At 49.6% G+C, this 20,773-nt stretch carries 19 protein-coding genes and 1 pseudogene; 5 read left to right on the forward strand and 15 right to left on the reverse strand.

Annotation, left to right across the window (positions count from 1 at the left end):
• The first annotated feature begins 195 nt into the window (after window positions 1-195).
• Window positions 196-1,089, forward strand: coding sequence for a hypothetical protein (locus EQP46_RS09880; RefSeq protein WP_129493486.1), 894 nt, complete (start codon window positions 196-198; stop codon window positions 1,087-1,089).
• A 48-nt stretch (window positions 1,090-1,137) separates the two neighbouring features.
• Here the strand turns inward: EQP46_RS09880 and EQP46_RS09885 are convergent, their stop codons facing one another.
• From EQP46_RS09885 to EQP46_RS09900, 4 genes are all read right to left on the reverse strand, one after another.
• Window positions 1,138-1,539: an NUDIX hydrolase gene (locus EQP46_RS09885; protein WP_129493487.1), complete on the reverse strand. Its 402-nt coding sequence runs from the start codon at window positions 1,537-1,539 to the stop codon at window positions 1,138-1,140.
• Window positions 1,540-1,690: 151 nt separating this feature from the next.
• Window positions 1,691-3,508: a reverse transcriptase family protein gene (locus tag EQP46_RS09890; RefSeq protein WP_129493488.1), complete on the reverse strand. Its 1,818-nt coding sequence runs from the start codon at window positions 3,506-3,508 to the stop codon at window positions 1,691-1,693.
• Between the two features lie 417 nt (window positions 3,509-3,925).
• A complete protein-coding gene (locus EQP46_RS09895) occupies window positions 3,926-5,569 on the reverse strand; it encodes an SWIM zinc finger family protein (RefSeq protein ID WP_129493489.1) in 1,644 nt (547 codons plus the stop codon).
• Between the two features lie 2 nt (window positions 5,570-5,571).
• The gene (locus EQP46_RS09900; RefSeq protein WP_129493490.1) at window positions 5,572-8,685 is read right to left on the reverse strand and encodes a WGR domain-containing protein; all 3,114 of its coding nucleotides are present in this window, start codon (window positions 8,683-8,685) and stop codon (window positions 5,572-5,574) included.
• Between the two features lie 275 nt (window positions 8,686-8,960).
• Between EQP46_RS09900 and EQP46_RS09905 the strand changes: the two are divergent.
• Both EQP46_RS09905 and EQP46_RS24210 read left to right on the forward strand, forming a co-directional pair.
• Window positions 8,961-9,053, forward strand: a pseudogene (locus EQP46_RS09905) (enoyl-CoA hydratase/isomerase family protein); the annotation flags it as partial.
• A gap of 332 nt (window positions 9,054-9,385) precedes the next feature.
• Window positions 9,386-9,547 (forward strand): hypothetical protein, encoded by a 162-nt coding sequence (locus tag EQP46_RS24210; protein WP_167482758.1) that lies wholly within the window; start codon window positions 9,386-9,388, stop codon window positions 9,545-9,547.
• A gap of 68 nt (window positions 9,548-9,615) precedes the next feature.
• Here EQP46_RS24210 and EQP46_RS09910 read toward each other — a convergent pair whose 3' ends face one another.
• From EQP46_RS09910 to EQP46_RS09955, 10 genes are all read right to left on the reverse strand, one after another.
• Window positions 9,616-9,999 carry a DUF2541 family protein gene (locus tag EQP46_RS09910; protein WP_102315916.1) on the reverse strand — a complete coding sequence of 128 codons (384 nt, stop codon included), beginning with the start codon at window positions 9,997-9,999 and terminating at the stop codon, window positions 9,616-9,618.
• A gap of 194 nt (window positions 10,000-10,193) precedes the next feature.
• A complete protein-coding gene (locus EQP46_RS09915) occupies window positions 10,194-10,694 on the reverse strand; it encodes a GNAT family N-acetyltransferase (RefSeq protein ID WP_129493491.1) in 501 nt (166 codons plus the stop codon).
• Between the two features lie 117 nt (window positions 10,695-10,811).
• Window positions 10,812-11,363, reverse strand: coding sequence for a nuclear transport factor 2 family protein (locus EQP46_RS09920; protein WP_129493492.1), 552 nt, complete (start codon window positions 11,361-11,363; stop codon window positions 10,812-10,814).
• 59 nt (window positions 11,364-11,422) lie between these two features.
• Window positions 11,423-12,343, reverse strand: coding sequence for a 5-oxoprolinase subunit C family protein (locus EQP46_RS09925; RefSeq protein ID WP_129493493.1), 921 nt, complete (start codon window positions 12,341-12,343; stop codon window positions 11,423-11,425).
• Window positions 12,340-13,044, reverse strand: coding sequence for a 5-oxoprolinase subunit PxpB (pxpB, locus tag EQP46_RS09930; protein WP_129493494.1), 705 nt, complete (start codon window positions 13,042-13,044; stop codon window positions 12,340-12,342). Before pxpB ends, EQP46_RS09925 begins: the two co-directional genes overlap by 4 nt.
• Window positions 13,045-13,054: 10 nt before the next feature.
• The gene (locus EQP46_RS09935) at window positions 13,055-13,795 is read right to left on the reverse strand and encodes a 5-oxoprolinase subunit PxpA (protein WP_129493495.1); all 741 of its coding nucleotides are present in this window, start codon (window positions 13,793-13,795) and stop codon (window positions 13,055-13,057) included.
• Between the two features lie 33 nt (window positions 13,796-13,828).
• Entirely contained in the window at window positions 13,829-15,139 is a 1,311-nt protein-coding gene (locus tag EQP46_RS09940; RefSeq protein ID WP_129493496.1) for a TRAP transporter large permease, read from the reverse strand.
• Window positions 15,139-15,669: a TRAP transporter small permease gene (locus EQP46_RS09945; protein ID WP_129493497.1), complete on the reverse strand. Its 531-nt coding sequence runs from the start codon at window positions 15,667-15,669 to the stop codon at window positions 15,139-15,141. Before EQP46_RS09945 ends, EQP46_RS09940 begins: the two co-directional genes overlap by 1 nt.
• A gap of 237 nt (window positions 15,670-15,906) precedes the next feature.
• Window positions 15,907-16,887, reverse strand: coding sequence for a TRAP transporter substrate-binding protein (locus EQP46_RS09950; protein WP_129493498.1), 981 nt, complete (start codon window positions 16,885-16,887; stop codon window positions 15,907-15,909).
• Between the two features lie 27 nt (window positions 16,888-16,914).
• Window positions 16,915-17,730, reverse strand: coding sequence for a putative hydro-lyase (locus tag EQP46_RS09955; protein ID WP_129493741.1), 816 nt, complete (start codon window positions 17,728-17,730; stop codon window positions 16,915-16,917).
• Window positions 17,731-18,116: 386 nt separating this feature from the next.
• Here EQP46_RS09955 and EQP46_RS09960 point away from each other — a divergent pair, with 386 nt between their 5' ends.
• Entirely contained in the window at window positions 18,117-19,208 is a 1,092-nt protein-coding gene (locus EQP46_RS09960; protein WP_129493499.1) for a DUF2235 domain-containing protein, read from the forward strand.
• A gap of 10 nt (window positions 19,209-19,218) precedes the next feature.
• On the opposite strand, the gene EQP46_RS09965 is transcribed toward EQP46_RS09960, so the two are convergent.
• On the reverse strand, window positions 19,219-20,124 hold the full coding sequence (locus EQP46_RS09965; protein ID WP_129493500.1) for a LysR family transcriptional regulator: 906 nt from the start codon (window positions 20,122-20,124) through the stop codon (window positions 19,219-19,221).
• A gap of 305 nt (window positions 20,125-20,429) precedes the next feature.
• Here EQP46_RS09965 and EQP46_RS09970 point away from each other — a divergent pair, with 305 nt between their 5' ends.
• The gene (locus EQP46_RS09970; protein ID WP_129493501.1) at window positions 20,430-20,747 is read left to right on the forward strand and encodes a hypothetical protein; all 318 of its coding nucleotides are present in this window, start codon (window positions 20,430-20,432) and stop codon (window positions 20,745-20,747) included.
• The last annotated feature ends 26 nt before the right edge of the window (window positions 20,748-20,773 follow it).

Consider the following 20,773-nt stretch of genomic DNA (forward strand, 5'->3'; position numbering starts at 1 on the left):
CCCCTTCGCGTTTAAAGAGGCAGTCTGTCGGGGTTTACGCGAATAAGAAAAACAACAAAACGCGACAATTTCACAGATTCTAGGAAAACAGGCATCTTCTGATTTTATGAATGAGTATGATCATGCCGCAAAAAAAAGATAAAACTCAGCAACTAAACCAGCGCAACTGGTATTTGGGGATACAAAGGTTTGACCGTGGAAAATACTTGGCAAGAGACCACGCTGACACGTGGCGATTTATCATTGATTTTGGTGCCCGGCATTGGCGGGCGTCTGATGGATGTGGTTTACAAGGGGCACTCGCTGCTGTTTACCAATCCTGATTTGGAAGGCATACAGGCAGATCCGGCGACTGGCGTGTTAGACACTTTCCCGACACGTGCCAAGCATGTGCCTTTTCCGCTGTGGGGCGGTGAGAAAACATGGCTAGCACCAGAGCGACATTGGCAAGATAAAGGGCCCGTTCCAGTGCTGGATTCAGCGGCATATCACCTTGAATGGGTAGGTTCGCATTCCGTGAAAATGACCAGCGCAAAAAACAGCGACGGCTTGGTGATCACGCGAACGGTGTCATTGTCGGAAGACGTTGAAGGGCAGTTTGAAATACATCATCAGATCACGAATGAAGGCACAGATGTGGCTAAGGTTGGATGCTGGTCTGTGATGATGTTGCAACGCAATGCCGTTATCGCCTTTGCGCAACAAGGGGCGTCAGATGCTGAAACGTATTTCGGTGAACCTGCGAACAATTTGCAAACCGTTGGAAAGTACGGCGTTGTGCGTTGCGATGACGACAACGAGTTTAAAGTTGGGGCGCTGCCAAGTTCACCCGTCGCCTTTGCCTATTGCCCTATTGAAGAGACTACAAAGGGATTGTTACTCACTTCTTCTGTTGAAACGCTGTTTGATGCGGCTGATTATGCGCATGGGAATGCATTTGAAGTGTATAACTCGTCTGCCTATTCCTATTGCGAATTGGAATGGCATGGGCAAGTAAAGACGCTTGCACCACAAGGCTCTGTTACGTTGGTGACAACGTTCCGCGTGACAGATTCAGATGAAGAAGCATTCTTGGCGTTACTGTCATAACCCGAAAATAAAAACGCGCCAACGATGGCGCGTTTTTGTTGAATCGCATTACTGGGTGATTTGCCCTTGTTCAATCAACCGTTCCATCGCAATCCATGCGGCTTTTGAGGTGACAGGTTCGTCGTCTTTGCCGAGATACGCCAGTTCTTCGATTTCTGCATCGGCTTCTAGTTCGCCAGTGTAATCGGCGAAGTAGCAGGTCAATTGTACGGACACACCTTCTGCTTTTCCATCCGCAGGGCCAGTGAAGGTTTCAACATATTTGAGGCTCTCCGGCACCAAATCAACAGACAGTTCTTCTTTGATTTCGCGGATCAGCGCTTGCTCGTCCGTTTCACCTTGTTCGCGCTTTCCACCTGGCAGGTAGAACAGCGTTTTCCCTTTAGAGCGTACCGCCAGAAGTTTGCCGTCTTTGATGGTCAGCCAAGCCAGTTTATCAATCAGTTTCATCGTTGCTTTCTTTTGTTATTGATCGTTGTAGGGGGCAGATTATGCCACGGCGTGCGAGAACTGTCAGAGTGATAATGCCAGACGGTATCACTGCACCCCTCGAACGTATGCTGGCGCTTAAGAGGTGCATGTGTGAGAGCAAATCGTGGAATCACATAAAGAAGTAATACACCCAAAAGAAGAGTGATGCGGCGAATGCTATTTTCGCCGTGGTTGAGGCACGCGCCATGGCGACAATCAATATGATCGGAGAAAAGACAATCGCGAAAATCCAAAAGCCGATACCGCGCTTTTTCTTCTCTGAATCCGTAGCGTCGCTATTCTGTGTCTCTGTTTTCGAATCTGTAGGTGTGCCGCTGTGACGTTTTTGTTCCGCGATGGCTTCGCGCTTTTTGTGTTCCAACTGTGCGGGGGTGAGCTCCAATTCAGGTGCAGGCTTAATGGGGGGCTGCCACCATGTGTCTCTTGGCGTTTCTCCCTTCGCGGCTTTCATGCGAAAGAGTTTCTTGTTCAATGCACTGATCTTTCCTGAAGGGGTAGGAATGTCATACTGACGCTTGAGGTGAATAACCGCTTTTTGCAGAGGAATACCTTTCTCAGGGTTCACCATGGCAACAAAGTTTGCATACCCCGCCATACTTTGGAAGAGCTCACCACTGCCCCAGTGCTTGTTCTCAGGCCCATCAAGCTCTACGTGTTTTAATACGGCACGAAAACGCTTCAACGTTTTTCTTTCCACAGACAGCCCATCATTAACGACAACGCCTGTCACTTCCTGTTTCTGATGGCGACGCATTACGCGTGTTTTGTCAGGGTGAATGACAAACCCTTCGCTGGATACGATTTGTTTGCAGCGCCAAAGGAGTGCTTGTACTTGGCTGTCATCATCATTGGAAAAGGTCAGATCATCGGCGTAGCGGGTATACGTAAATCCAAGCTTTTCCGCCATGCCTTTTAAGCGAGCATCAAGGCGTCGGCATAGCACGTTCGTTATCGCTGGGCTGCAAGGCGAACCCTGCGGCAATGTGCGTTCCCCCACTGCGACATGCCAGGTTTTCCCATCCATGTCTAACGCTTCTGTTGCCGGCTTTGTGGTGAGTAGGGCAAAGGTTGTGGCCAGTTCTTCACTGTACCCAAGTTGCTTGAACATGCCCTTTACGCGCTTGTAACTGACCGAAGGGAAAAAATCCTTCATGTCTAAATTAATCACGACACGTTTCTTAGTGTGTGGTTCAGCATTCGACACAATGCTTCTGCTAGACACAAAACCATGTGCGGCATCGTGAACGGCCAACTTGTTCAATACATTGTCGAGCAACCAATATTGTGCGCGTTTCATGCGTGGCATCGGCGCTGAAATGGTGCGAACGCCGCCCGACTTTTTGGTGATAGCAAAATCCTGATAGTGGGAGATGGTTGACACGTCTTTTTGATAGCAAAGAAACCGTAGTTCGCTGGTGGAGACACCCATGGCATCAGCCACGGCGCCTGCATTTTCAAATACAGGAATCTCTTGTGAAATAAGCTTTTCTTCGTCAGATGTTTTGTCATCGAGCCCTGCAGAGACGTTTTCACCAAGATAAGTGAAGGTGTCTTGTTGCTTCATGTACCAAGAAAATGCTTTTTTGTAACGGGCTGTATTTTTCTTCAGCTTCGTCAGTTCGCGCTTTTCTAGCGCTGCTTTCTTGCGTTCATCATGCAGCGCTTTTAATGCTTTTTCAGGATCGGAATACAGTGCGTTCTCAGCGCTCAGTTCACGAAGCCGTGCTCGCAATGAGGCACGCTTTTCCATGAATGTATCAGTCAGATTGGGTTTGTCGGTGTTCTTTTTCCAAAAACCCAAGCGAATCATTTCGTTCAAAATATATTCGTCTTTTCCAACGCGTCTCACGCGGTCATACAATTCCTGACGCGTGAGCTTAGGAGAGGGATCTTGAATGGGGGAATCGCTTTGGTGTTCATTAGACATGGCAAATACCCTCCTTGGCTAAGGAGACATCGGTAGAAAACAGAAAAGTGCGGAGCGCAGAGAGAGGGTTTGGTAGCGCGACAACTTCCTTCGAAGAGTTCTTAGTACTGAGGGAATCAACTCGATGCCGTACGTTACCTATATCGCTCATTGACTTCTTCGAAGTCATACCGCAATAGCGATATAGGTGACAGTACGGCCCAGTTAAGATTGCCTCAGTGACGCGTGGGTAGTCTTTGTACCAGAATGGTGATCCACCATTCGCGATGCAAGGTTCTAACGTCGCGCTACCAAATGGGGCACGGTTTGAATCTATCGTATTCAAACCGCTAAAATCTGAATCGTCAGCATGCAAGGCTGGCCGTTCTGATTCAAGAGAGTTGCAGTAAAAGAGTGATGTAAATCTCGTAATGAAACTCATGAGAGGCGCTCCTCAGAAACCGCCAGTCTCAGAGCAAGCATGTGTTCACACGGGCCTTGACGAAGTTTGTTTTGATGCCAGAAATGGCACTGACATTCGCCTTTCACCAACCGTTGGTCATTATCAATGCTCAATGCAACGTGGTATTCGTGGGCGTTGTCCATCACGGAGCCACTCAATGCTGTACCTTGTTGGCTCGATACGGCTTCGCCAACAGACACGAGCTTTGCAGCTACAAAATTTGCGGCTTTCTTTTCGCGCTCGTTGCTAAAGCGGATTTCATCTAAATCAATCGGTGCGTTGTAGAGAGCACGAAGTCGATACACGTCATTGGTCATGTCATACAACACCAACCCCAGTTGGCTATATTGCGCCAGAGCGGATTTCACGGTGCTGATATCAAGTTGAAGGCGCGTAGCAAGGCGTTGCGCACTTTCTTGATGTGTTTGCTCAAGGGCTTGATAAACACGCTGGCTGGTGAGCTGATCCACGGTTTCACGCGGCGCAAGCAAATCGAAGTTTCCCGCTTGAGACCAATCGTTCGCACTCCATCCGGATAAGCCGAGCGTAAAGGTCAGAGGGCCCATATTGGCAACGTAAAACGAGGGGAGTCCATCGTCCATCAGGTGTACATCAAAGTGATCGGCCACAGGCAATAAGCGCTCTAGAGTAAGCAGCCGTCTGCGTCCCCAAACACGGATGGAACGTTCTGTGTCACCTTGGTAAATCGAACGGTCAAAGCGAATCACATCGCCCCAAGGTTCCATCACCACTTGAATGGGTTGGCCTGGCATGAGTTCAAAACGCATGGAACGAGGGCCGACGCGTTCTTTTTTGCGTTTAAGTTGCAGGCACAGGTTGTGAATGTCCATCGGTTGAAGCCGCAACGTGGTCATTGGCAGCGTCATTGCCGAACTGACTTGCAGGAAACCCCGCACCCAGCTTTCAGGTAAGTCGATTTTTTTCTCGTCGTACTCTGCGCCGCCAGAGGTTTGGATATTGAACCCGTCAGGATCAATTTTTAGCAATGTGGTGCGGTAATCGCGGATTTTTTGAAACTCGTTATACAGTTTGGTGGAGTAATCGATATTGGTGGTGCCATAAGCTTGCTCAGACACATTGGCGAACACATCGTATTGGCAACTCAATTTGCCGTAGCTAGATTCATCTTCAGAAAAGCATTCAAAAAAGACCTGATCGGGATGAATAGTGATCACCGGATCGAGCACGTACCAAGCGTCCATGTCGTGTTTGTAGAGGTAATTAAAATACGTATTTTGTGCCTTGTAGTAAGGCGCAAGCATCTCGCCTGCTTGGCGGTTCATGTCAGCGAGTTCGGCACTGACTGCATCAAGTTCTGCTTTCACTTTCCCTGATTGGCTAACGAATTCTGCCAGTAACCGTTCTTCTTCACCCGCTAACCAACGTTGGTATTCCTCGCGGTTTTTGGGCGTAAAGCGCATGTCCGAAATGACCACATCATGCAAGCTGGACATGGCTTCGCGAAAACGTCGTTTGTCTTTTAGCTCCCCAACAAAAAAGGTCGGTGGCCGAGATAAATCCGGTGAAAACGACATGTCCGTTCGTTGGCTGTTGGAACCGACGCGTGAGGCATTGGCGTATCGATAAGTCACTTCCATGTTTATTTCCCAACCTCGCTTAACGTCGTGTTTCGAAGGCTTTTGAGTGAAACGGGCAATGCGAGATCGCTGTGCGATTTTTTCAGGCTCAACATCAGTTTGATGTATTCCGCTTTGTCTTTTTGGACTGAGGTGAGCGATAAGCGAGTTAGCATTTGGCACAGCATTTCTCGAATAACATCAGAACTATCCGCGTGTGCTTTGAGAAAGCGGATAACGTTGTCTTTTGCAGGGCGGCCGGTATTTGCTCGCGACAGAACGGAAACGAAATACGGCTGCAATGCGAGAATGGCCGCTTCATTGTTCGCAGCGTGTTGGGGTAACAGCTGACTGACGAACAGCTCCACATTTGCAGCGGGGTGTTGGCTCAATTGCAACAGATATTGCTCTGCATCGCCTTGGTCGAAATGGGTTTGCACCAGTTCGCGCCCAAACCTCTGCACGGGTTCGACGACGCTGTCACAGATCGCGACAATTTGGTCGGGTGTCCAGCGATCTCGTGACAGTGTTTCGCGACAGAACGTGAAGGCAAATTCTTGTGTATCTGGCCATTCGCTTTCCATGATCGGAACAATGCTGTCCATCTGAACAATGAGCGCTTCGGGGGTATCATCAAAATATGTGCGGGCTTTCTCACGCAAGGACAGTGTTGGACTGTTCAGCAACGCGAGCCACTTATCGGCAGAGAAGGCGTCGTGTGATACCTGCTTGTCGAACTGTTCGGACGCAAGGGTGTGCACCACTTCAGAACGTGCGGTTGCTAAGAGCCAAAGTGTCTCTGAGTTTGCTCGTAATCTGTCTTCACCATGCACACGAAGGAAATCGGACAATTTGTGTTGCAATGCATCATCAAGTTTGTGCCCGTGTAGCAAAGCGACGATGTGTTCGAAAATCGCCTTCTGGTTTTTCGCGTGACTGGCTCTGTAAGACGCACCTTGCATGGTTTGCTCAAGCACACTCAAGATGGCGCGCTGATCGGTGTCACTGCTTTTCGTTAACATCTCGAGTAGAAAGTCGAGCTTGCTTGCCAGTTCATCGCTATCCAGTTTTTTCAGCAGTGCGAGGTTGAACGCGTGAATATCGTGATCATCCGATGAACGGATTGTCTCCAACACGGCATMCGATATTTGGTGATAAGCGATCGGCATGGCATCCAAAAGCTTGCACCCGAATAGCGAAAGACGCGGAGATGTTGAAAGAATCAACGCGTCTGTCGTGGAGAGATCACGGTAGGTTTTCGTGACTACATCGTGACACTGCGTCATCAGCCAATCGAAGACCTGAATGGCGTGATCTTTTGACGCAAAATCCTTTTTGCTCAACACAGAAAGCACCGTTGTCAGCAACTGGGTTTTGTCTACAAACGTGAATTTCGTTTTTTGTTCTGGGGTGTTGAGCCAAGTGATCACGTTGGTATGGCTGGCAAGCTGGGTGCTTGGATCGATACAAAGTGCGTGCGACAGGGCGACGAGGACCTCATTGAAATCACGCTTTTGCCCAAGCAAGGTTAAGCCAAGGCTCGCAGGCGCAGCTAACCCACTGTCGAACAAGGTAACGAGTATGTCGTTCGTGACAGCTTGATTCGCCAAGAGGTGTTTCAATCTCTCTGAGGCAAAGTCCTGTGAACGCTTAAAAGGCTTGGTAAATAGCGTCAGTACAGTATCAAGGGAAAGCGTTTCTAAAAACGCGGTATTGTCTTCCAGTGCACGAATCGCAAAATCTGAAATGGGTTCACATTCCGTGCCGCTGGCAATGCGGAGCAAACTGTCGGGGGCGTTATCCCAAAGCTCCGGGAAGGCTTCTCCGCGACCCTCAAAGGACGTGTCTGGATCGAATCGCCATATGCCTCGTCGATTTTTTGAGTAAGCTGGGTTGTTCGCGCGAAGCAAGGTGTTCAACGAAGAACAGTGCGCGTATTCGTCATAATGATTCGTGGCGATGAGTTGTCGTCGCCAATTCTCATCCCATCGATAGTGTGGCGTGCTTCGGGCGCGTTTGGCCTGCTCCGCGCGATATTGCAACAGTGTGGACTCGGCCAATGCAATGAAATGTGCATTTTTATTGATGCCAAGGCGTTTAAGTACACGGGCGTAGCGCGCAATAAAATAGCGATGGGTTTTCTGGGAATGCGCCAACCGCGCGGTGCTTGAAGCCAGTTCTTCTTCCACGTTAAGGCGACCGTGCTCGTTGTAGAGCACGTTCCACTCTCTCGTAAAGTGTGGCTTGCTTTGCTCTAAGCGAACATTCAGCGCTGCGAGCACGGCAGCATCCATCCGAAATTCACTCATCTTGAGCATGTATCGGATGCCGTGAAATGCACCTGGCACAAAAGGCAGGCTAGGCAACAGTTGAAGCAACGTATGGTGCATGTCGGCATCAACGCGGGCTTGCAAGTAAGCCGCTTTTAACAATGTACCGATGGGATAACTGGTCGCGCGCCGAGTGTTAGTATTGTTGAATTGTTCAACGGCATTTTTGAGCGTGTCCGCTGTGATGTTTTCTTGATGCGTGCGCAGCGATTCAAACGCGTTTTTACGTGCCTGTTCAGGCGTTAGAGCGAGAACAACTTCGACCGCTAAACTCGCCAGCGTGTTGTTGGCGTGCGTTAAATAAGGTGTAACGCTACCAATATTCTCTTCATTTCCCACGCGGCCCAATGACCAGAGCAGGGTGTATTCGTGCAGATCGTCTTTCTGTCCGAGAAGGGTAACAATCAGTGCAGCCGCTTCTGGTTTGCGCTCAGGTGGCAGTCGCCAAATTTGACGCGCGCGGGCATCGGCGTTCTTTTCATGTCGAATGCGATCAAGCAACGATGTCGAACTGTCTGATGTGGACGTCGTTTTGGGAGGCTGAGATGGCGATGAGACGGCATCCACATAGCCCTTGTTGGTTTTGGATACGACGACAGATGCAAAGAGCTTCTCGGCTTTCTCCAAAGAGACAGGCACAGGCGTTTTTGTGCCTTCACGCAGGTTCGCCCCTCGGCGTCCATAGCGAAAGTTAACGAGGTATCTCTCATTTTCATTTGTGTTCGACGTGTCGACTAAATCAACGTCATAGACCTTGTCTGAATTTCCTTCCTGAAAACTCAGACGAGATGTTTTTATCAGCCTCATTTCCCTGTCTCATTCGACTCAACAAGTTGATAACACCGTACCACATCAAAAAAGCCAGTTAATCAGTAAAGCCGTTGAATTCCTGAGAAATCACAAAGATGGGAATGTCGGCAATAAGTGATGAGCACCCCTGCGGAATAGGGGTGAGGATGAGGGTTTGAAAACCAACTGTGCTTTCTACACTCGCGGCTTGAGTAAGGCAATGAACGCCGCGTGAGCACTTAGGTTCGGGCATACAACGTTTCGAAATGCGGGATATTGCTTTCCCACACCGGAACGTCTTGATCAAGCATGGCGGTCAAACAGAGCGAGAAGCGAAAGACATTCAAGGCATTTTTGTTGATACAGCGGCAGAGCTCGCGAAATAATTCGCATACCTCTTATACCCAAACAACCTGAATCCTGCATCTTCAGGTTGTTTGGGTATATAAAACGGCCCACAGTTTTGTTGGCCGTTTTTTCGACCACGCTCGTTGCAATATGAAAATCGTTTTGCAATCAGGTGCCGCTGCTAGTGCCGAGTACTGTATCACTACCTAGTTTACTCACTGAAAATAAACAATTATTTAAGATTCTATAACCTTGGCCTGTTATATGCTGATGTCTATATACGGAATATCATCAAGTAAAAGAAGAGACAGAAAAAATACAGGGTTAAGTCGTTTTCGATAGGGATTGAGAGTGAGTTGAGGTGCTATTTATGATCTGTATGAATGAATTTGGTGAGCTACTGCAATGCTATGAAGATAAGCAATGTCCCGTCGAAGGTTCTGTGTATGTTGAATACCTTGACGGTGAAAAGAAAGGCAATTACTACATAGAACTAGAGCCGGAAACGCTGGTACAAGTTTACCTTCATTAATTTATTGATAACCTCGGAATCAACCAGAAAGGAGCATGTGCATGCTCCTTTTCGTTTACTGCTAAGGGTTACTGACGTCCGTAAACGCGAATACCTGCCGATGAATTCTTCGATTCGCCAAACACTTCCAACTTCTTCACACAGCGCTTGTAGGCAAACTTACGCCAATCGGTTGTCGCATCTTCTTTGATGTTGCGATAGAAATTGATGGTTTTGGTTTCGTCGTTTTTGAAGGTCACTTTCACTTTGCGCACGTAGGCGTCGCGGTCCGCTTTTAGTTTGATCGCGTTAACGCGACGACACACTAACAACGGGATATCAGCACCGTGGCTCGCGTTTTCTAGCAGAATAGTACGACCGAGTGTGATTCTCTCTTCAGCATGGGCGGTGTTTGATAGTGTCAGCATGCCCGTTAAAACGCACATCAGGGAAAGTAGCGTTTTCATTTTCATTGTTATGTATCTCTGTGAGTCGTTCAAAAATCGGCATATCGCCGAAAAGCGACGGAGTGTAGCGCCAGACGAGAAAGAAACAACAAATTTGCGTCAATTCTTTTGGGGGGTATGTCAGGGTTTGAACGAAACAGGCCAGATTTTATCTGGCCTGCAGGGAATTTTTTTTGGTCGGGGGTGAAACAAGTTGGGAATTAGAGGAAGGCTTCTAGCATGACTTCATCGACGTATTGCCCGTTGATTTTCGCATGCTTGGTCAATGTGCCTGCCACGGTAAACCCTTGCTTCAAATACGCGTTCAACGCGATGTCATTATCAGCGCGGACTTGGGCGATCAGCTTTTCAAAACCGCGGGATTTTGCAATCTCCAACGTGGCTGCAAACAGCGCCGATGCCACGCCTTTTTGACGGCTGCTTTCCTCGACGTACGTCGAAACAATACCGACGTGATCCAGCGTGCGCGTGAAGCTGGCAAAAGGCTCAACGGTTTGATAGCCCACGACAGCGTGGGATGCGTGATCTTCTGCCACGAGGAACACGCCATTGACTGGAAAATACTGAATAAAGAAGCTTTGGTCAGACACGGAAAACGTCGAATCTAGGATGGTGGATTGCCCACCTTCGATGATCGGGTTAATGATGTCAGTAATATGCTGAGCGTCAGAAGGCAATGCGGTGCGAATGGTTGGGTTCATAGCGTGAAATCATCAATAAACAGTCATATGGACGAAGCGTAGCGCACTCGTGCGGCGCGACGCCAGCGAATATTCTGCATCAAACGTGTTAATGCAGAAGGCTTTATTACGTGGACTTTAAATTTGGTCAAGGAATGTGCGAATGGCGTTCAATGCAGGAATAACAGGCATCTCAATGCGCACTGAACTGCTGAAACACCAAGGGTAGGGCAGTTCACTTAATCCATTGAGAAAGTGCGTTGTATTTTGGAAATCAATGGCCGACATGTGTTCGATAGTAATGGTCAGTTTCTTCACTGTTGATCCATCATCAGATTGAAATGCCCAATCATACTGCCCGCAGCCCACTTTAAGCTTACCGCCGTCTTTCTCTGTCATTGCCACTAACCATTTGCAGGTCAATAACGATCCCTTTCGTTCGATGGAATCTGACAGACAAAAGGTATACACGTTCTCATAGGTTTGGTTGAACTGGGTGACCAACACATCTGAAATCGCGGCTCTCCCGTTCACGTCTGCGGGAAAGGCAATGTTGTCAGTGTTTACTTGCATGACGAGGGTGGCTTGTTGGGTAAACACCTGCGACAGCAGGTGTGGTTTGTTGTTGTCTTTCGCTGCGATGTAGCGATTGATTGTCGATAAAAACGGGGCTATATCGTTTTTCTGCATCGATGCATCCTCCCCTCGATACGTTGAGCGGTTAACCGTGTTTCATGCGTTTGGCGCAGTTAGCCAAAGATGACACGGTTAAACAAGCGGCGTTCAATTTCGGCATCTGCCACATCCATGGCGGTGAACGTGACGATTTGTCCGGGCTGACGCTGTGAAAGCTGGCCTGCGCCTAGACTGCTTAAACAACCGATTTTCGGATACCCACCAATGGTTTGACGATCTTTCATCAATACGATAGGTTGCCCATCGTTAGGGATTTGAATTGCCCCGAACGCTATGCCTTCTGAAATGATGCCGTCTAAGCTGCTCTTAATCGGCGCACCAGAGAGTCGATAGCCCATGCGATCGATGTTCTGGCTGACCTCATAATTATTGGTGAAAAAGGTCATTTGTTCATCATGAGAAAACGATGCATGTTGATAGGCGGGCATTACACCTAATTCCAACGGCGCATTGTAGTCAGGAATGGTCCACTTTGGCGCGCGCAGAGCAATGGGATCAGCATGTGGTGCGAAGTGCAGGACATCCCCTTTTTTCAGGGGATCGCCATTGCCTGATAATCCGCCCAACTGTTCGCGTTTGACGGTTGAAGCGCTTCCCAGTTTCTCTTCAACGTGAAAGCCACCCAGCACGGCAAGGTAAGCGCGAAGGCCGTTTACAGGCGCTCCGAACGCTAGGGTATCGCCTTTTTTCAGTGCGTACGTACACCAAGGTTGAATGGGTTTATCGTTTAAACGCGCTGCCAGATCGGCACCTGTGATCGCCACGCTGGTGGGTGCATTAGCCACAAGCTGCAATTGACCAAAGGTGATTTCCAGTTGGCTTGCATCGGGGGAATTACCCAGCAACCGGTTAGCCCAATAAAAGGCGTGCTCGTCCATTGGGCCGCCAGTGGTAATGCCAAGATGCTGAAAGCCTTGCCGACCGCTGTCTTCTATTAGGGTCAGCATGCCGGGGTTAATGACGTTAAAGCTCATTTGCCCTCCGAATCATTCAATACGCCGCCTTGGGCAAGAAACTCGTGTTTATCGATAGGGCAAAACTTCACGCGATTTCCTACGTTCACTTTGGCAAGATTACGACTTTCCCAATCCAACATGCTGATGGGGGTGCGGCCAATGATCTGCCAGCCCCCAGGTGTACTGCTCGGGTAAATCGCGGTTTGGTTATCTGCCAAACCCACGCTGCCTGTTGGCACTTTGAGGCGCGGGGTGGATTTTCTTGGCATCACAATGGCATCGTTCAAGCTGCCAAGGTAAGCAAAACCCGGACTAAAGCCGATGGCATAGACGCGGTATTGGCGTTCGCTGTGCAGCTTGATCACTGTCTCTGCATCCAACGTTGTTTTCTCACACACGTCGGCCATGTCGAGCGCGACTTCGTCACCGTAATACACGGGAATTTCAATCACCACGTTGTCGCTGTTGTCAGTTAAATCATCCGCATTGCTGGCGAGGGCGTGTTTAATGCGTTTGATGATGTCGAAGCGGTCGGTTTGGTTTAAGTCAAAACACACCAGCATCGAGTTGTAGGACGGCACAATATCAGTCACGACATCGTCTAGTTCACGCCTTACTTGAAAGATGGCGCGATTGACGTTGGCCGCAATCGCTTCATCAATGGTGTCGCCAAAATACACAATCAGGGATTGCTCGCTGACTGCTTCAATCTTAAGCATGGGTACTCCGTTACAGCTTGTCTTTCTTGCGCCAGTGATGAAGGGCAGAGGCGACGGCGGTGGCATGAGGGCCATCGCCATGAATGCAGAGCGTGTCAGCCTTCACTTCCAGTGTTTTGCCACTGAGCGTGGTGACGGTGCCGTTTTCCACGATTTGCTGAACTTGGCGAATGATGGCGTCCGCGCTGCCGTGAACGGCCCCTTCCACCTTGCGATCAACCAGATACCCGGCATCGTCGTAGGCGCGGTCAGAAAATGCTTCGTACAGCAGCTCAATGCCAATGTCTTCTGCCATGCCGTCGATGGCGCAGCGGTTTGGTATTGCCATCACGACGAGTGCAGAACCGGGTGCCGCCTCTTTCACGGCAAGCATCACGGTACGTAGCACCTCCATGTCACGCATCATGGTGTTATAGAGCGCACCATGCGGTTTCACGTAATCAACATAGGTGCGTTGCTGGCGACAAATGCCTTGAAGCGCCCCAATTTGATAGCCCAACCACGCGCGCAATTCTTCGTTGGTGCAATCAAATTTTCTTCGACCGAATCCAAGCAGATCGGGGTAGCCTGGGTGCGCCCCAATCGAGACGCCATGTTCCCGTGCCATCGCGACGGTTTGCTGCATGGTGACAGGGTCTGAGGCGTGAAAGCCGCAGGCAATGCTTGCCATATCAATGCATGGCATCACGGCAGCGTCATTTCCCATGACCCACGCGCCGTAACTTTCACCCATATCGCAATTCAATTTCATCAATAACGCTCCGCTGTTATTTGGTTGCTGCCGCTATCGCTGACTCATGGTGGTTGGTAGGTACGTCACGATGTCAGGGAAGACGGTAATCAACACTAACCCTAAAAGGATCAGCATAAAAAACGGGAAGGCAGCCCGTGCGACATAGAGTATGTTTTTGCCCGTGAGTGCCTGAATAACAAACAGATTAAAGCCAACTGGCGGCGTGATCTGTGACAGCTCAACCACAAGTACAATGAATATCCCGAACCACAACAGATCAATACCCGCTTGCTGCACCATGGGCATGACCACGGCAACGGTGAGTACGACCACGGAGATACCGTCAAGGAAGCAACCCAGCACCACGAACAAGATGGTGAGGTACAGCAGCAGCTCCATCGGCGTGAGTGACATGGATGCAATCCATTCTGCCAGCTCGCGTGGAATACCAAGGAAACCCATTGCCAGTGTCAGGAAGTGTGCGCCGACCAAGATAAAGCCAATCATGCAGGCGCTTTTCACCGCACCTAGCAAACTGTCAATAAACCCTTGGAAGGTTAACGATCCCGTTAGCCACGCCAAGATCATGGCGCCAAACACACCCAGTGCTGCGGCTTCGGTTGGCGTGGTTAAGCCGCCGTAAATCGAACCTAAGACAAAGGTGATCAAACTGACGATCGGGATCAGTTTACGAAGCGCGGCAAAGCGCGTTGCCCATGAGGTTTCTTCCGCGTTGTGCGCAGGCAGTTCGTTTTTGTTGAGCAGAGCCCAAAGGGTGGTGTAACCCACAAACAAGCCCATCAGCATTAAGCCAGGCAACGCGCCTGCGATAAACAGGCGACCGATCGACACTTCGGCTGCTACGCCATACACAATCAAGATGATCGACGGGGGAATTAACAGCCCCAAGGTACCCGAACCTGCCAGTGTGCCGATTGCCATGCGTTCGCTGTAACCCTGCGCTTTGAGCTCAGGCAAGGTCATACGGCCAATGGTGGCAGCGGTGGCAGCCGAAGAGCCTGATACCGCCGCAAAGATGCCACAGCTTAAGACATTGACGTGCAAGAGTTTGCCGGGAAAGCCACTTAGCCAAGGGGAAAGGCCTTTAAACAAATCTTCCGACAAGCGTGTTCTGAATAACAGCTCACCCATCCAAATAAACATAGGGAGTGCGGTGAGAGACCAACTGGTGCTGGCGCCCCAACTGGATGACGCAAATAACAACCCAATCTGTTCGTTGCCAGTGAGGTATAAACCAATCACACCCACACCTATAAGCGAAAGGGACACCCACATGCCGGCGGCAAGAAACAGCAACAAGCTGACGGCAAGAATGATGGAAATAAGAGACATGTCAGCCATTACGCGCGCTCCTGATCTTCTGAAAGGTCAATGTTCGCGTCTTCTTCTTCACGCACGCGGTAATGCGGAGTAATGCCACGAAGGTTATCAATAAGGCTGTCCAGCACTGCAAGGTTAAAGGCGATCATGCCGACGGCAAGCGGGACTTGTGGTATCCAAAGGGGAATAGGAATGTAACCGTGCGTCACTTCCTCAAAATCGTAGGATTCCCAGACCATATAGGTGCAGTAGTAACTGGCAAAACAGAGCAGCAAAAATGCGAGTGTTAGCACCACGCTCTCGAGCGGACGTTGCCATGATTCAGGCAAACGTTGAATAGCGAGGTTTACACGAATGTGTCCACCTTCGCGAAAGGTGTACGCCAAGCCAAAGAACGTCGAGGCGGCAAGCGCGTAGCCTGAGAAATCCTCCGCAGAGGGAACAATAAAGCCAAAGAGTCGGCCGATGATTTGGGCGAGGATGATCAACATGATCACCACGATAAAAAAACCGGATAAGCCGCCCGACAGCATATACAGGGCTCGTTTCATTTCAACCTTCCTAGTTTGGCGCTGTTGGCGTTACCGTCGTTCAGAGGTAAGGCATGGCAGCGCGATATTTCCCTCTCACTTATCATCCTTGCTTTGCCGTACAACTCGCGGCGAACTCACCGCGTGATACAAAGCCAAGTGACAGGGGCACACGTCTTTTTATTGCTGCATCACACCGTTTTGAATGCATACCTAGCCAAGGCTGATGTTGAGTGCGTGCAGTCTATTTGTTAGCGGTTATTGGGCACTGTAGGCGCTCAATACGGGTGTCAATGCGGCAGGATTTTCTTGTTCCCACTCGTTCGTCATGGTTTGACCAATGGCTTGCAGTTCACCCAGCAATTGCGCAGAAGGTTGAGACACCACGATGCCGTTATCAGCAAGGGTTTTTGTGTCTTTTGCTTCTTGTGCTGTGACTTCGTTCCATCCTCGCGCTTCTGCTTTTGCAGCCGCATCAAGAATGGCTTTTTGATCGTCTTTGTCGAGGCGTTTAAACGCACGCTTGTTCACGACAACGAAGTTCTTCGGGATCCACGCTTTGATTTCATTGAAGTGGCTCAGGTAATCCCATGCTTGACCGTTCGCACCCGTTGAAGGAGATGTGATCATCGCATCGATAATGCCCGTGCTGAATGCTTGTGGAATGTCTGGCACTTGTACCGTGGTTGGCGTGGTGTTCATGAGATCTGCCAAACGTGACGTTGATGGGCTGTAAGCGCGCATCTTGGTGCCCTTGATGTCCGCCAGCGCGTTCACAGGCTTCTTGGTGTAAAGGCTTTGTGCAGGCCAAGGCACGGTGTAAAGCAAGATCATGCCTTCTTTGCTCAACTGCTTTTCAATTTCAGGCTTTGCCGCTTCCCACAGTTTCTGAGCTTGTTCGTAGTCCGTGGCAAGGAAAGGAATATTGTCGTGCTTAAAAATAGGGTGGGTGTTACCCATGATGCCAATGAACACTTCACCAAGCTGTACTTGACCCGTACGCACGGCGCGTGGGATTTCAGGGTGCTTCATGAGCGATGCGCCTGAGTGCACGGTAATGTCGACGTCGCCGTCTGTGGATGCTTTAACTTGCTCTGCAAAGTCATAGGCAATTTTGGTTGGCAGGTTTGCGTCACCATACGGTGTCGGCATGTGCCACTGAGCAGCAATCGCAGAAGAGGCGGTCAATGCGGAGAATGACACGACCATGGCAGGTAGCAGGGTTTTCAACAACTTCATTGGAAGTCTCCTTTTCACATGTGTTCGTTAAAGAATTGAGAGTTGTTCAGTACTGATATCAGTCACGAGCATCTTCCCTGGCGCGTGAGTGATCGCAATGGGGGGACGAGCATTCGCAATCGCCAACTGTGGCGTCACACCGCACGCCCAAAATACGGGAATTTCATCGTCTTTAATGGTTACTGGGTCGCCAAAGTCGGGTGAGGAAATGTCGCTGATACCGATCATTTCTGGGTTGCCAAAGTGAATCGGCGCACCGTGAGATTTCGGCAAACGCGATGTAATTTGAATCGCGCGAATGGCATCGGCCGGCGTAAAGGGGCGCATAGACACCACTAAGTTACCGCTGAAATGCTGGCTTGGGTTCGCGGGAATGTTCGTTTGATACATAGAGACGTTGGACTGGTTTTCGATGTTACGAAGCGACAGTCCAGCGCGCATCAGTGCATCTTCAAATGAGAAAGAACAGCCAAGCACAAAGGTCACCATGTCTGGACGCCATAAGTCGCGAATGTTTTGTGTTTCTTTGGTGAACTCACCGTGTCGAAACACACGGTATTCAGGGACGTCAGAACGAATATCAATGTCATCGCCCAGTGCATCGAGTAAAGGTTGACCGGGAAGCGACACCGCAAGTAAAGGGCAAGCAATGGGGTTTTTCTGGCAGAACAAGAGGAAATCATCCGCCCAATTCTTGGGTAAAATCACCACGTTGCCTTGCGCTAAGCCTGATGCGTAGCCGCTGGTGGCGTCTTGAAATTCGCCGCGGCGGATTTTCGTTCTCAGATTACGTGCTTCCGCCAATGCGGCGTCACGCTGCATAAATGCGATAGGACGTTCCATGCCTGTCGGTAACGTGGTCGTCATCCTTAACCCTTACAGTGATTTGTTGTGTTAATTAAATGTTGCAGTTTGGTGTCATTCCGTCCAATTATAGTTTTTTACCTTTTGCCATAAAAAAAATTAATCGGTAGCCAAAGGCTGCGATACATCTGCAATTCGTCACGAGATGGGCTGTTTTAAACGTGTTATTTGGGAATATGTTTGTGAAACCACTCGATTTGTCTCGACCTTGCGTATCCTTTGCACTCGGTGAGTGCATAAAATTTCTAGATAAAACGTCCAAAGCATGGAACAACGCAGCACCTGAAGGATGCCATTGACGCAAAAAACACGAACAGGTCACGGTCGCTTTGACAGAATGTAGACCTTGGTCGCTGGAGGTATTTATGACGAGCGACAGTGAAAGAGAACATCCATCTAGAGAAAAACATCAGCAACGCCTCATCGTGCTGTTCGACGGCACGTGGAATGACCCACAAGACCAAACCAACGTCTTCAGACTCGCCAAGTGCATTAAGCCCTTTGATGAAAAGGGTGTGCGTCAGCGTTTTTTCTATGATCCGGGGGTAGGCACCTCCGCCGTCACCCGTTTGCTAGGCGGTATATCTGGCTGGGGGTTAACGAAAAACCTCCTCCAAGGGTATGAATGGCTCGCCAAACACTGCCACTCTCAAGAAGAAATTTGGGTATTTGGGTTCAGTCGTGGTGCATACACAGCCCGCAGCTTGGGCGGGATCATTCGCCTGTGTGGCCTGTTGAACATTGTCACGCCTGATTTGCTAAAACGCGCCATGGCGCTCTATAGCAACCCATCGCTGACACGGGACTCCGAAGAGTGTGTGAACTTTCGACGCGATTTCAGCCGCGACGTTGATATTCACTTTATGGGCGTGTGGGACACGGTGGGCGCACTGGGTGTGCCGGGTACGATTTTGTCGGAAAAAGGCGTGTTCAGCTGGCACGATACGACGCTGTCTGACAGCATCAAACATGCCTTTCATGCCATGGCGTTAGATGAACACCGAAGCGCTTACAACACGGCGCTGTGGACATGCAATGCAAACACCGAGATGAGGCCGATTGAAGAGGTCGAACAGCGCTGGTTTATTGGCGCTCATGCTAACGTGGGCGGCGGCTATCCTAACGATACCTTGCGTGAAATTCCCTTCGGTTGGATGGCAGAAAAAGCGATGGGGCTGGGGCTTGATTTAGACATGTCGCAGCATGTGTTCACGAAGGAGCCTTGGCGCAAACAACCCCGCGATTCCTTTCATGAGTTTATTCGCGGTTTGTATGCCACCTTTCAGCGCTTTCGTGGCAAGGGGGATGAAAACGGACGTTTCTATCGTGCGTTCAATCTCGGTAGAGGGGATTTACCTGCTTTGAATGTCAGTATCGATCCAAGTGTGTGGCAGCGTTGGCATGAACATGATTATCGACCTCAAACGCTGATCAACGCTGAACAAACACCCCCTTAAACACACAGACTTACTCAATCAGCGTGTGCTCTCCAGCATGACGAGCCGCGACTTGCGTGGCTAACTTCGCCGCTTCTTGTGCCGCGCCATTCAAGGGCGCGCGCATGAAGGATGCGGTAAATTCTAACGGGGAGGGCGTCCAGTTGCATTCCACCGTCCTCAACCTGCCTGATGCAATTTCAGGTGCGGCAATCGCCATCGGCAAGGTGGCTACACCAAGCCCATCTGCCGTCATTCGTAAACATGCTGACAACGAACTGGATGTGAAGAAATGCACGCCAGACACATCGGCCTGCGCCACGTGCTCTTTGATTTCACAAAATGGCAGGGTATTGCGGGCGTAGGTAATGATGGGCCAAGGCGCGAGGTGTTCCAGAGATTCTACGGAATCGGGCAATGCAATTGAAGGGCTCGCAACCCACGCTAGCGGGTAGCTGCACAAAGGTAAATTCGTTACAGAAGGCTCTGAAATGGGCCCCATCAAAAACGCCAAATCCAAAGTTCTATCGAGTAAATCATGGCGCAGGTTTGACGTCACATCGACGGTCACATCTATGTCCAAGCTAGGAAATTTGTCATGCAAGCAGCGCAAGAACGCCGTAAGCCAAGTATGCACAATGGATTCCGATACCCCTAATCGCAAGGTGCCGCTCAATAGCGCATTGTTCTCTGCACGGCGCTCAAATTGCTCCGCCGAGATCAGCATCTTTTCAGCATAAGGCAATAGCTCTCGCCCCTTTGCCGTCAATGAAATCGGCGATGCTTCGCGATCAAACAAGGTTACGCCAAGTTCTTTTTCCAGCCCTGCAATGCGGGATGAAATTGCCGGTTGAGTGGTGAATTGTTGTTCAGCCGCTTTTCGAAAGCTACGAAGCGTCGCGACCAAGACAAAAGTTTCGATTCGTTTAAGGTTCATGGATCACTCAGTGATGGCTGTTATTGAAAAGATAGACGTTTCAATCGGTTTGGCACAGAGAGCGTTAGCGTAAGGGAATTTGCAAAGCATGGGCGTGCGGGTTTTGAGAATGGTCGCGCGAAAAGATTCGCGAGGTGCATCGACCTAGAAGGAAAAACGTGCTGAGAGAAGGAGTGTTGAATGTCTCAATAAATGCACAAAATGTGTAAATGAAATACTTAGTATGTCTGCTAACCAATTGTAAATAATAACGATGACTCAAGGCGCAATGAGACCTTGATGTTGGCTTACTTAAGGATGAGTTCGTGAATTTTTGGAAGGGCAGTGTGGTATTTGGATTGCTGATTGTATTTTCGTCAGCATACATTTTTGCGTATCTATATTGGCAATATTTTATGGAAGTGAAACTGGGGCGTCCGCGATCCGAATCCTTTAGCAGCGCGTTGCCTTTGATTTACTTTATAGCATGCGCAGTATTTGGCGTGAGAGGGGCAAGAACGGAAAATGGCGTTTCAATACTGGGTTTCGTTTGGGGCTATTTTAAGCCGTTAGTCTATTCCTTATTTGCCTTCGTTGTTGTCATCGCGCTCATCGCTTTTGTTGGGTTCTTGTTCGTCAAATAAGCGAAGACCACAACCTTGCCCTTCTC

It is taken from the genome of Enterovibrio baiacu (assembly GCF_004120195.1).
Lineage (GTDB): Bacteria > Pseudomonadota > Gammaproteobacteria > Enterobacterales > Vibrionaceae > Enterovibrio > Enterovibrio baiacui.

Excerpts from the sequence above, each read along its gene's own strand:
- EQP46_RS09885 (WP_129493487.1), bottom strand. The coding sequence starts at position 1,539 with ATGAAACTGATTGATAAACTGGCTTGGCTGACCATCAAAGACGGCAAA.
- EQP46_RS09890 (WP_129493488.1), bottom strand. The coding sequence starts at position 3,508 with ATGTCTAATGAACACCAAAGCGATTCCCCCATTCAAGATCCCTCTCCT.
- EQP46_RS09895 (WP_129493489.1), bottom strand. The coding sequence starts at position 5,569 with ATGGAAGTGACTTATCGATACGCCAATGCCTCACGCGTCGGTTCCAAC.
- EQP46_RS24210 (WP_167482758.1), top strand. The coding sequence starts at position 9,386 with ATGATCTGTATGAATGAATTTGGTGAGCTACTGCAATGCTATGAAGAT.
- EQP46_RS09910 (WP_102315916.1), bottom strand. The coding sequence starts at position 9,999 with ATGAAAATGAAAACGCTACTTTCCCTGATGTGCGTTTTAACGGGCATG.
- EQP46_RS09915 (WP_129493491.1), bottom strand. The coding sequence starts at position 10,694 with ATGAACCCAACCATTCGCACCGCATTGCCTTCTGACGCTCAGCATATT.
- EQP46_RS09920 (WP_129493492.1), bottom strand. The coding sequence starts at position 11,363 with ATGCAGAAAAACGATATAGCCCCGTTTTTATCGACAATCAATCGCTAC.
- EQP46_RS09925 (WP_129493493.1), bottom strand. The coding sequence starts at position 12,343 with ATGAGCTTTAACGTCATTAACCCCGGCATGCTGACCCTAATAGAAGAC.
- pxpB (WP_129493494.1), bottom strand. The coding sequence starts at position 13,044 with ATGCTTAAGATTGAAGCAGTCAGCGAGCAATCCCTGATTGTGTATTTT.
- EQP46_RS09935 (WP_129493495.1), bottom strand. The coding sequence starts at position 13,795 with ATGAAATTGAATTGCGATATGGGTGAAAGTTACGGCGCGTGGGTCATG.
- EQP46_RS09940 (WP_129493496.1), bottom strand. The coding sequence starts at position 15,139 with ATGGCTGACATGTCTCTTATTTCCATCATTCTTGCCGTCAGCTTGTTG.
- EQP46_RS09945 (WP_129493497.1), bottom strand. The coding sequence starts at position 15,669 with ATGAAACGAGCCCTGTATATGCTGTCGGGCGGCTTATCCGGTTTTTTT.
- EQP46_RS09950 (WP_129493498.1), bottom strand. The coding sequence starts at position 16,887 with ATGAAGTTGTTGAAAACCCTGCTACCTGCCATGGTCGTGTCATTCTCC.
- EQP46_RS09955 (WP_129493741.1), bottom strand. The coding sequence starts at position 17,730 with ATGGAACGTCCTATCGCATTTATGCAGCGTGACGCCGCATTGGCGGAA.
- EQP46_RS09960 (WP_129493499.1), top strand. The coding sequence starts at position 18,117 with ATGACGAGCGACAGTGAAAGAGAACATCCATCTAGAGAAAAACATCAG.
- EQP46_RS09965 (WP_129493500.1), bottom strand. The coding sequence starts at position 20,124 with ATGAACCTTAAACGAATCGAAACTTTTGTCTTGGTCGCGACGCTTCGT.